Here is a 9,678-nt window from a genome sequence, read left to right on the forward strand (position 1 = left end):
CTCGTGTCAGACTATTACTAAACCCAACCCAAGGAGGAATTTCATCATGTGGCTTTTAACCATAAAATGTTCTGCTGAAAGCTGGGATACCCATTCCAAAGCTTTCAAAGCGATCGCTGATAAATATCCGGCTACGCCTCTTTCTTCCAAAAAGATGAAAGGCGATGGTCAACGGATTATGGAATATCAGCTTGAGAATGTCAATGATGTAGAGGAATTTATGGAAGAATGCTTAACCTTAAATGGTTTCACCGCTACCTTTGAATCCCTATAAATTTAGGTGATAAGATTATAGCCATTCTCAATTTTTATCTACGGCTGTTTCTCTGGACTCATTGCGGATTGCTATAGTTAGTCTAGATAGTTAAAAATATATCAGCGAGAGAAAGGTTAAGGACTGCTAGTGATGGTAATGAGTGTGAATCGAGACAACTGCGGGCTAAGTACGGAAATAATTACAGGTCGGATTTTGCGGTGGGGGCAGTTGAAAGCAAACAAGCTAACCGCTAGTTCGATCGGGGGAATTGTTGCTGGCTTTCTGAGTTTTGCCCTGCCGGTGCAAGCTTTGCAGGTAGTTGTGACGCCGGCCAATCCCCAACTGGGAGATACGCTGTCAGTAATGATTCAAGTTGACGGTAACGGCGGGGAAACTCCAACAGTTTCTCTACAGCAAAAAAACTACCCTGCCTTTCCCATCGGCAACGGCCGCTTTCGGGCCCTGCTGCCGACGACGCCGGTAGAGAAACCCGGTGCCCGCCAAATCCAAGTCGCAGGTGACGGACAAGTGCAGAACTTGAGCGTGCAAGTGCGCGATCGAAATTTTCCCACTCAATCCATCTGGCTACCGCCTGGGAAAGACGAGGAAGGTACAGATGCTGAATTCGATCGCGTAGACGCATTTAAAGCACTCGTGACACCCGAAAAATTTTGGGACGGCAAATTGTTGCGCCCCAACTCCGGCGAAATTACCACTATTTACGGGGTGCGACGCTATTATAATGGGGTATTTGCTCAAGACTACTACCATCGCGGCGTGGATTACGCGGGTGCTTCCGGTTCCCCTGTAGTGGCACCAGCAGCCGGTCGGGTGTCTCTAGTGGGACGCGAATCGCAAGGCTTCAAAATCCACGGAAACGTGGTTGGTATCGACCACGGTCACGGCGTAGCAAGTATTTTGATGCACCTCAGCCGGATTGATGTCAAGGAAGGCGATGTCGTGAAAGCCGGTCAAGTAATTGGTACTGTGGGGTCAACAGGGGCTTCTACAGGCCCTCACCTGCATTGGGGACTTTACGTGCATGGGCAGTCCGTTGATCCTGTACCTTGGCGACTTCAGGGAGTTGAGTAGGAGTTTTTACAGGTGTTGACGGATTTATCAGTCAATTATGGGGTAAGTTTGTGGCTAGGGTGTGCAGATAACTGTGATGGGTTATCAGTATTGAGTTAGGATTTGTATAAAATTTCTCAACTCAACTCTCAAAACTCGAATCTCAAGACGCTAATAATCGCGTCTTCACAAAACTTTATTGATGATGCCGTTGAGCGGGGACGCATATATGAGTATTGAAAAAATTGTTGAACAGGCTTTGCAGGATGGCTATTTAACGCCGTCTATGGAAGCTGAGGTGGGACGGATCTGCAATACGGCTTCGGAATTGTCGATCGAAGAGTACATGGCTCTCGATCGTCTGATGGGCTCTTTGTTGACTGGCGAAGTTGTAGTTCTGCCACGCAAACAGTTCATCAACGTGATGGAAGAGTTGGTACTCAGCGATGCGATCGCTAGGGTGGCAGAAATTGAGGCGACGAGCGACCTGAGTCTGGATGTGGGAGATATTGCAGCTTATGCTTTAAATAGGCTGCCACCTCTGTACGCTACGACGGAAGAGGGCGCTCACTTTCAAAGGGCTAGGGCTAAAGAGCAACTTCACGATTTGATTTCCAAAGAAGTCAACGCAGCGATCGCCCGCAACTTGGATCGGCCCGACACCCCAAACCCGACAGCTTTGGGCAAGTCTTCGGGAAACGAAGTTCTTTCACAGCTAAGCACTTGGCTGCAAGCTAACGCCACTAATTTTGAACCCCAGCCTTAGTACCACCCCAACAGCTATATTTTGATTAAGTCGATCCCGCTCTATTCAGAAAGCGGGATTTTTAGTTTCTGAGCAACCAACATCTGAAGGCACAAGGCCGAAGCCAGAATTCAAGAAAAAAAATTAAAAATTTAAGAATTTTTATTTGATGTAAGAAATAAAAAACTCCCTCTTTCTTCTTCCTTGTTCATGACATCCGTTACATCCGTTAGAGAATCCGTTGCCGAACTTCCTTCTTCCTTCAAACGATTAATTGCTGCTGTCAGAAGACTCAGCGGAGGGGCCAGCGGTAACTTTTGTTTCTCGCTTTTCGCGTTTTTTCCGTTCCGCTTGGATGACATCTTGAAGCACTATTCGTGCTTGAGCCATTTTTTCCAAATTGCTGCGGTACAAATCTAAATCTTTGCTAACTTTGTCTTCTGGCAGGTGCAAGGCCACACAGACTTTAGCGATCGCGTCGTTTCGCGTTTCTTGGTCTTTTACTAAGTTAGGATCAGCTTTTTCTAACAGCGAGAACAAACCGATCGCGAACAAGCGACTGTACTTAAATTGAGGGTTGCTGGCGATCGCCCCTAAAGACGCTTGCAAATCTGGTGTATCTTCAAAGCTGGTAGAGCGATCGAGCCACGAGAGCAACTCTTGCCCGGAAAGTCTATCCGCCAAGCTTTCCAATCGCTGAGCGTCTTGCTTGTAGCGCTCTGGATCGTCTTCTAGGGACTTGCACAAAGCGTTAAAAATCGAAACTCTGTCTGCTTCTGGGGCGTACCCAAGCATGAATCGATCGAAAGCTGTCACTACACCCAAAGCATAAATCGGGTCGTATTGAAAATCGGCATTCGCCGAAAGCAAGTGCATTTCTACCATCAACTCTTCCACCACTCGACGGTAAATTGAGTTGATCGGTCGAGTGTGAATCGTATAGAAACTTCGCTTAGTATCTGAAACAGTACGGTTATTGTTCACCTGAGTCTTATAGATAAATAATTTTGCCGTAGCGGGCGTGCCAGCGCGGCGTGAGTAAAGTCGGGGAGTCAATTCTGCGATCGGGCTGACAAAAAGTGCCAGTTTTTTAAGCGTTGCCGCCGGATTGCGAGACAAAATTTTATCAAAAAGATTTTACGCGCGATCAGCAGCAACAATTAATATGTCGCAAGAGGAGGGAAAAACCCCAGTATATTTACAATCATAGCTTAGCTGGGATCGCTCATAAATCTCATCTTCTGACTTCCCCAGCCTTGATATGGTTTTACATATCATAATAACTTTTTCTTGTCAACCCTCATCGTCAAAAATCAAACAAACATGACACTTTCTCCTGAATTAATAGCTTTAGCGCAGTACATGGCGGGCGAATTTGACAACCGGGCACAAGCGCTAGCAGAGCCGGCGTGGTACGTCCACCTTCGTATGTGGCAAAGACCACTACCCGTTCATTTATTTTCCGAACCCAGCATTGCCCTGTTTGCCGAACAAGCCAACATTCTGGAATTAGACAAGCCATACCGCCCCCGCATCGTGCAACTGAGGCACTCACAGATAGCGCCAGGACTTATCGAAGCTCAGTATTATATGTTCAAGGATATCGCAGCCGTCAAAGGAGCCGGTTGCAACCCCGACTTGCTTGGAAAGCTAACGAACGAGCAAATCCAACTCCTTCCCGGCTGCACCCTCTCGGTTGCGGTGCAAAATTTAGCCTCAAACAGCTATCGCTTTCGGGCATCTTTGCCGGAGGGCACTCGCTGCGGCTTTGCCTACGGGGGGCAAAATTACCAAGTAGACTTGGGATTTGAAGCCGCAGGCGAGGAATTTCTCAGCTACGACAAAGGAATAAGCCCCACGACAGGCAAGGCTATCTGGGGAGCTTTAATGGGCCCTTTTAGATTTGTCAAGCGTCAGGATTTTGCTGCTGAGATATTGGTTTGAAGCAAGAAGCAACAAGAAACTAGGAAGAAAGATTTAGCTATCTAGGATAGAAGGCAAGACTTTACCTTGACCTATTCTTCTACTTTAGTGTTTTGGTGAACCTCTCAATCTCTCAAGAAAGGAAGAAAGCATAAGGAAGCTGGCAATAATGTACCTGCTTCCTGTTCTTGTGCAGGGTTCCGGCGCATTTTGTGAGCCTCAAGCTTAAATTGCGCTTACACCGCAACCGATGCAAGCCGGGTGGTCAACTTGCGCGCGGTACCCCCTCTAGAGCTTCTTCTTCCGTTTCAAAGATTTCAAACACAGAATCCATCATGGTGACTTCAAACACCAGTTTGGCTTCGGGATGAACATTGCAAATGCGGAAACTTCCCTTAACTTTATCCGCATCCCGCATACCTGCTACAAGTGAGGTCAGGCCAGAGCTATCGATAAAGTTAACCTGACCAAGATTCACTACAACATGGCGGCTAAGTTTGGAAATACACTCTTGCAACTTGAGGCGGAATTGCCAAGCTGTAGTGATGTCCAACCGTCCTGTCGGTGCTAAGACGATAACTGTTGTACCGTCTTGAAGCGTGTGGGTTTTTTGATCAATATGAATCACTGACCCTTCCCTCAAATTTATTATCTATCGCGGTGGTTACTGTCCCAGTAGTTTAACTCAGGTCGGTGACTGCTGAGGCATCCAATTCGCCCAATCTTGCGGTTTTAAGAACTTGGAGTAGAGTTCGGCTTCGGGAGAGTTGGGTTCTGGCTCGTAACAATATTCCCAGCGTACCAAAGGTGGCAGGGACATTAAAATCGATTCGGTGCGTCCGTTGGTTTGCAAGCCAAAGGTCGTGCCTCGATCGTACACCAAGTTAAATTCAACGTAACGGCCGCGGCGGTAAAGTTGGAAATTACGCTCGCGCTCGCCGTATTCTTTCGATCGGTGCTTTTCAATAATAGGGGTGTAAGCCGGCAAAAATGCCCTGCCACAATCCTGTACGAAGGCGAACAGCGACTCCCAAGTCCTAGGTTCCGGCGCCCCAATGTTGTTGCTGCACTCAGCGGCCTTGCCTTTGACATGATGGTCGCGGTAAAGCGGGCCTTGAGCGCTTTGGTAGTCAAAAAATAGGCCGCCCACGCCGCGGGTTTCTTGGCGGTGGGGGAGGTAGAAATATTCGTCGCACCAAAGTTTAAATGTCGGATAATATCCGGGATGGTGGCGATCGCAAGCTGCTTTCAGAGTTTTGTGAAAATGAGCTGCATCCTCAGCCAACGGGTAATAAGGAGTCAAATCCACACCGCCGCCAAACCACCAAATCGGGCCGGCCTCAAAATAGCGGTAATTCAGGTGAACCGTAGGCAAGTAGGGATTGCGGGGGTGCAGCACCATCGAAGTGCCAGTTGCATAGAAATCGTGACCTGCGGCTTCTGGGTGCTTTGCCAGAATCAAAGCCGGCAAACTTTCGCCCCACACTTGGGAAAAATTGACTCCCCCTTGTTCAAAAACATTGCCTTCGCGCATGACGCGAGAACGTCCGCCGCCACCTTCGGAGCGTTCCCAAGCGTCCTCCTTAAATTTGCCAACGCCATCGAGCTGTTCGAGGGATTGACAAATTTCGTCTTGTAGGGTTTTCATAAATTGGCTGACTCTAGCTCTAGAGTCAGCGGGCGGCAAAAACGGGGAAGTGGCGGTTTTAAGTGTTGTAGAAACTGTCATAAAATTTTCTGTTGTCAGATTTGAGTTTTAGATGGGCGATGAATCCCAAATCCAGTCGTCATGTAATTATGCCACCGTAGGTCTGCAAATGATCGCTATGAAGTTACATTAAAAAATAGCAATAAAAATATACTTAAACGTGCGATCGAAAATTCGCTAACCCAATTGCAGAGCTATGGTGGAGAACACAATGCCCAATACACTCGATGTTAGTTCAGTCTTAGAAATCCTGCGACCCGTGCAAGACCCCGAACTACAAAAGAGTTTGGTGGAATTGAACATGATTCGTAACATAAAAATTGACGGCGGTGTCGTCAGTTTTACTTTAGTGCTGACAACGCCTGCTTGCCCGCTGCGAGAATTTATTGTGGAAGATTGCCAAAAAGCGGTCAAACAGTTGCCAGGAGTTGAAAAAGTGGCGGTGGAGGTGACAGCCGAGACGCCACAGCAGAAGGGAGTGGTTGATCGCCAAGGCATTGAAGGCGTGAAAAATATTATCGCAATTTCCAGCGGTAAAGGTGGCGTCGGCAAAAGCACGGTGGCGGTAAACGTGGCCGTAGCGCTGGCGCAAACCGGCGCTAAGGTGGGTTTGCTGGATGCGGATATCTATGGGCCCAATGACCCGACAATGTTAGGTCTGGGAGACGCGAAAGTCATGGTGAGGGACGGAAAAAGCGGGGAAAGCCTCGAACCCGCCTTTAATTACGGCGTCAAATTAGTGTCGATGGCGTTTTTAATTGACAAAGACCAGCCCGTCATTTGGCGTGGCCCGATGTTGAACGGGATCATTCGACAGTTCCTCTATCAGGTGAATTGGGGCGATTTAGACTATTTGATTGTCGATATGCCTCCGGGTACTGGAGACGCGCAGTTGACAATGGCGCAGGCGGTGCCGATGGCCGGTGTTGTGATCGTGACCACACCGCAGACTGTGGCATTGTTGGACTCTCGCAAGGGTTTAAAGATGTTCCAGCAGTTGGGAGTGTCGGTGTTGGGAATTGTGGAAAACATGAGCTATTTTGTGCCACCGGATATGCCTGACAAGCAATACGATATTTTCGGTTCAGGTGGCGGGGAAAAGACTGCTGCTGAGTTGGGAGTGCCGCTGTTAGGCTGCATTCCGCTGGAAATTCCGTTGCGGGAAGGTGGCGATTCGGGGGTGCCGATCGTCGTGGGACAACCGGGTTCTGCTTCAGCTAGGGAGTTGCGGGCGATCGCGGGCCGCATTGCCGGTAAAGTTTCCGTAGCAGCTTTAGCCTAACAAACTCTCGTTTCGGGGCTTTGCCTCGCGTCTTCCGGTTGACGAAGATTTGCCTAGTTCTCAGGCTCTGCTTGGGAACTAGAAACGATAAACGGTAAGCTATAAAGAGCAAACTTAACATTCAAACAATTATGATTTTTCCAGGTTCGGCAGTTCGAGTTAAAGATAAGGGTGAGATTTACTACGCCTTTCAAGGACAAGTCCAGCGAGTTACCGACGGAAAAGTCGCGGTACTGTTTGAAGGCGGGAATTGGGACAAGCTGATTACGTTCCGCCTGTCGCAGTTGGAACTTGTCGATGCTACGGCTGGCCGCGCGAAATAGTCAGCGGTCATTAGTCATTGGTAATGGGTAATATAGCAATCCTAAATCAGTTGTAAAAATATGTAGGGGTAGTGCCCCCGTGCCTACCCCTCACGGATCGGGGCAACCACGGGGGGTTTGCCCCTACAACAATTACACAATTCATTTAGAATCGCTATATGTAATTTGTAATTGGTAAAGTACCCAAGACCAGGCTACTAAATGAAAACCCTTGACTAATGACGAATGACTGATAACTGATGACTAATGACTAATCACTAAAACTATGCGTTTACCTTTACCCCAATTTGCTATAAAAGAGCGCCATCCCGATCGCATTGCTGAGGTAATCGAGACCGCAACTTCGGAGTTTCTGGCTCAATGTTTAGAACCGGAAGACTTAAGCTTTCCCGTGATGCCACCTTTTGGGAGTTGGGTGAAGGCCGAGGATGAAGAGTCGAAAAATCAAATTTACGGCGTGGTTTATTATGCCACGACTAGCCCGATCGACTCGGTGCACAGAGCTCGCGCTTTGGGTTTGTCGCTGGAAGAGTTGCGGGAGGAACAACCGCAGATTTTTGCGATGCTAAAAACCGAGTTTCGAGTGGCGATTGTCGGGTATGAGGCTGCGCCGGAAAGGTTGAATGGTCACGGCCCATCTAGGGGTAAAATTTATCAGTATTTGCCGCCGCGCCCGCCGCAAATTCACCAGGCGGTTTATCGCTGCGAACCCGATGAGGTGATTGATTTTACGGTGCAGTTGGATTTTTTGAGGACGCTGCTGGGGGTGGCTAATGCGCCGGTGGAGGCGCTGACGGCGGCAGCGATTCGGGAGATTTATCAGTTGCGGATGCGCGATCGATCTTGGTTGGTGGAAGCGGGGAGGAGTTTGAGTGTTTTGTTGAAGGATGATTACGATCGGTTGCGGGTGATTTTGAGTCAGATTCATCCGTAGGGAAAAGCTGAATAGTATGTTTGAGGCCGATCGTCAAATAGTGAGGCGATCGCACCAGCCAGACTCTGGTATTTGATCGACCTTACAATTAAATTGAGAAAGAAGAAACGATCGCACTTAATTTAAAATGCGATCGCCCCCTTCAGTTTTGCAGAACACTGCGTCTGATGTCAAAGAGCATTTTTGCCCAATTTAATCTAAAGAAACATAGCGAATCAAACTCCGCATGAGCTTGCCGATAGTCGGGGCAGGTAAAATCTGCGACCATTCTTGAACTGCTGCAAAACGACGCAAGTAGAGTGCGCTAACAATTTTATCGATTCCCTTCTGCGAGCCAATCACTAGGATCAGCACAGGTTCCCGGTCTGGTTCAGCAGGCACAGGATTTGGCTGTGATGTCGGCGAGGTCGGGATTTCGTTGATATCTGTGGAAACAAAAAGCTGTGTTTGAGTCATTGCGGTCTATCTCCTCGATCTAATAGGTGCTAATTGTCAACTGAGCGCAGTGTACCGCATTAGATGACAATCAGCAACGTTTACAGGAGGGTGACTCTCTGACACAATCGGGAGCATGGGAAGAGCAGGTAAAGCCCTCAAAAAAATATTAGAGGCATACGATATCAGTCAATATCAATTGGCGGCAAAGATGGAAATCGATCGCTCAAACGTTAGCCGTTGGGTGAGCGAAGAACGAGACCCATCTGCCGAGGCGGTATTTGCGATTAAGCAAGCGTTGCAGACCTTCAATCGGGAGGCGGCTAATGAATTCGTCAGGTTGTACCTGGGAAATGGCGAGGAAAACGATTAGGTTATCAGGTGTGGATGAGACCTCACCGATCGCCCTTGCTGCATTCAAGGGCGATCGCCTATTAGTTTGCAATCATTTATTTAAAGCGAGAAAGATTATATGTGGGTAGAGATAACAGGGGTCAATCAAGTTCCCGAATGGGGTGTGTTGAAGGTAAAAGTTGAGGGGACTTCGCTGATTTTGAATCGTCAAGGGGTGAATGTCACTTGTTACCGCAATGCTTGCACTCATTTAGAATATCCGATCGACATGGGTAAGGTAAATAACGGTATCATTACCTGTCCGTTTCATAAGTATCAGTACAAATTAGATAGCGGTAAATGTTTGAATGCACCCGCCGATTCCCTGGAATCTTATCCGGTAAAGATTGAGGGCGATCGCATTTTTGTGGAGATAGATTAGTTATTCGTTATTCGTTAAGTCCGACAGGGGTTTAAACCCCTGTCTCATAGCTCAAGTCGTCTCCAGACGACTGTAAATTAATATGTGATATCAAATCCGGCTTAAATACCCCCTCACTCTCTTAGTCTGCGGAGGCCGACTTTGCTTTTGTAGGGCTTGCTGAATATATCGATGGCACTTGACGTAGCCTGGGTTATGCGCTCGCGAGAGCGAGGGTAAAGTGCAA

At 48.0% G+C, this 9,678-nt stretch carries 13 protein-coding genes; 9 read left to right on the top strand and 4 right to left on the bottom strand.

The window, feature by feature from the left end; all coding sequences use genetic code 11:
• Positions 1-46: 46 nt before the first annotated feature.
• The 3 genes from QUA34_RS23175 (at position 47) to QUA34_RS23185 (ending at position 2,093) form a co-directional block, all read left to right on the top strand.
• Entirely contained in the window at positions 47-274 is a 228-nt protein-coding gene (locus QUA34_RS23175) for a hypothetical protein (RefSeq protein WP_333322729.1), read from the top strand.
• Between the two features lie 132 nt (positions 275-406).
• A complete protein-coding gene (locus tag QUA34_RS23180; protein ID WP_333389376.1) occupies positions 407-1,348 on the top strand; it encodes a M23 family metallopeptidase in 942 nt (313 codons plus the stop codon).
• A 208-nt stretch (positions 1,349-1,556) separates the two neighbouring features.
• Positions 1,557-2,093, top strand: coding sequence for a late competence development ComFB family protein (locus QUA34_RS23185; RefSeq protein ID WP_006631395.1), 537 nt, complete (start codon positions 1,557-1,559; stop codon positions 2,091-2,093).
• Positions 2,094-2,342: 249 nt separating this feature from the next.
• Here the strand turns inward: QUA34_RS23185 and psb29 are convergent, their stop codons facing one another.
• Positions 2,343-3,056 (bottom strand): photosystem II biogenesis protein Psp29, encoded by a 714-nt coding sequence (psb29, locus tag QUA34_RS23190; protein ID WP_333389377.1) that lies wholly within the window; start codon positions 3,054-3,056, stop codon positions 2,343-2,345.
• Positions 3,057-3,395: 339 nt separating this feature from the next.
• On the opposite strand from psb29, the gene QUA34_RS23195 reads away from it, so the two are divergent.
• A complete protein-coding gene (locus QUA34_RS23195) occupies positions 3,396-4,016 on the top strand; it encodes a chromophore lyase CpcT/CpeT (protein ID WP_333389375.1) in 621 nt (206 codons plus the stop codon).
• Between the two features lie 244 nt (positions 4,017-4,260).
• Here the strand turns inward: QUA34_RS23195 and QUA34_RS23200 are convergent, their stop codons facing one another.
• Both QUA34_RS23200 and hemF read right to left on the bottom strand, forming a co-directional pair.
• Complete coding sequence (locus tag QUA34_RS23200) at positions 4,261-4,623, bottom strand: STAS domain-containing protein (protein WP_006631392.1); 363 nt, start codon at positions 4,621-4,623, stop codon at positions 4,261-4,263.
• Between the two features lie 57 nt (positions 4,624-4,680).
• Positions 4,681-5,724, bottom strand: a complete 1,044-nt coding sequence (gene hemF, locus QUA34_RS23205; RefSeq protein WP_333211153.1) for an oxygen-dependent coproporphyrinogen oxidase — start codon at positions 5,722-5,724, stop codon at positions 4,681-4,683.
• Positions 5,725-5,914: 190 nt separating this feature from the next.
• On the opposite strand from hemF, the gene QUA34_RS23210 reads away from it, so the two are divergent.
• The 3 genes from QUA34_RS23210 to QUA34_RS23220 all read left to right on the top strand — a co-directional run bounded on the left by QUA34_RS23210 (position 5,915) and on the right by QUA34_RS23220 (position 8,242).
• Positions 5,915-6,985, top strand: a complete 1,071-nt coding sequence (locus tag QUA34_RS23210; RefSeq protein WP_333322725.1) for an Mrp/NBP35 family ATP-binding protein — start codon at positions 5,915-5,917, stop codon at positions 6,983-6,985.
• Positions 6,986-7,116: 131 nt separating this feature from the next.
• Positions 7,117-7,308: an NAD(P)H dehydrogenase subunit NdhS gene (locus QUA34_RS23215; RefSeq protein ID WP_293145052.1), complete on the top strand. Its 192-nt coding sequence runs from the start codon at positions 7,117-7,119 to the stop codon at positions 7,306-7,308.
• Positions 7,309-7,573: 265 nt separating this feature from the next.
• A complete protein-coding gene (locus tag QUA34_RS23220; protein WP_333040001.1) occupies positions 7,574-8,242 on the top strand; it encodes an HAS-barrel domain-containing protein in 669 nt (222 codons plus the stop codon).
• 192 nt (positions 8,243-8,434) lie between these two features.
• Here QUA34_RS23220 and QUA34_RS23225 read toward each other — a convergent pair whose 3' ends face one another.
• Positions 8,435-8,698 carry a peptide ABC transporter substrate-binding protein gene (locus tag QUA34_RS23225; RefSeq protein WP_333223995.1) on the bottom strand — a complete coding sequence of 88 codons (264 nt, stop codon included), beginning with the start codon at positions 8,696-8,698 and terminating at the stop codon, positions 8,435-8,437.
• Between the two features lie 115 nt (positions 8,699-8,813).
• Here QUA34_RS23225 and QUA34_RS23230 point away from each other — a divergent pair, with 115 nt between their 5' ends.
• Together QUA34_RS23230 and QUA34_RS23235 are read left to right on the top strand one after the other, a co-directional pair.
• Positions 8,814-9,050, top strand: a complete 237-nt coding sequence (locus QUA34_RS23230) for a helix-turn-helix transcriptional regulator (protein ID WP_333173917.1) — start codon at positions 8,814-8,816, stop codon at positions 9,048-9,050.
• 99 nt (positions 9,051-9,149) lie between these two features.
• Positions 9,150-9,452 (top strand): Rieske (2Fe-2S) protein, encoded by a 303-nt coding sequence (locus tag QUA34_RS23235; RefSeq protein WP_333322724.1) that lies wholly within the window; start codon positions 9,150-9,152, stop codon positions 9,450-9,452.
• Positions 9,453-9,678 lie beyond the last annotated feature (226 nt).

The sequence above is a fragment of the Microcoleus sp. POL10_C6 genome, from assembly GCF_036701585.1.
Lineage (GTDB): Bacteria > Cyanobacteriota > Cyanobacteriia > Cyanobacteriales > Microcoleaceae > Microcoleus.

What these genes read in the sequence shown, in the direction of transcription:
- QUA34_RS23225 (WP_333223995.1), bottom strand. Translation starts at nt 8,698, where the DNA reads ATGACTCAAACACAGCTTTTTGTTTCCACAGATATCAACGAAATCCCG.
- QUA34_RS23180 (WP_333389376.1), top strand. Translation starts at nt 407, where the DNA reads ATGGTAATGAGTGTGAATCGAGACAACTGCGGGCTAAGTACGGAAATA.
- QUA34_RS23220 (WP_333040001.1), top strand. Translation starts at nt 7,574, where the DNA reads ATGCGTTTACCTTTACCCCAATTTGCTATAAAAGAGCGCCATCCCGAT.
- hemF (WP_333211153.1), bottom strand. Translation starts at nt 5,724, where the DNA reads ATGACAGTTTCTACAACACTTAAAACCGCCACTTCCCCGTTTTTGCCG.
- QUA34_RS23235 (WP_333322724.1), top strand. Translation starts at nt 9,150, where the DNA reads ATGTGGGTAGAGATAACAGGGGTCAATCAAGTTCCCGAATGGGGTGTG.
- QUA34_RS23210 (WP_333322725.1), top strand. Translation starts at nt 5,915, where the DNA reads ATGCCCAATACACTCGATGTTAGTTCAGTCTTAGAAATCCTGCGACCC.
- QUA34_RS23185 (WP_006631395.1), top strand. Translation starts at nt 1,557, where the DNA reads ATGAGTATTGAAAAAATTGTTGAACAGGCTTTGCAGGATGGCTATTTA.
- QUA34_RS23175 (WP_333322729.1), top strand. Translation starts at nt 47, where the DNA reads ATGTGGCTTTTAACCATAAAATGTTCTGCTGAAAGCTGGGATACCCAT.
- QUA34_RS23195 (WP_333389375.1), top strand. Translation starts at nt 3,396, where the DNA reads ATGACACTTTCTCCTGAATTAATAGCTTTAGCGCAGTACATGGCGGGC.
- QUA34_RS23230 (WP_333173917.1), top strand. Translation starts at nt 8,814, where the DNA reads ATGGGAAGAGCAGGTAAAGCCCTCAAAAAAATATTAGAGGCATACGAT.
- QUA34_RS23215 (WP_293145052.1), top strand. Translation starts at nt 7,117, where the DNA reads ATGATTTTTCCAGGTTCGGCAGTTCGAGTTAAAGATAAGGGTGAGATT.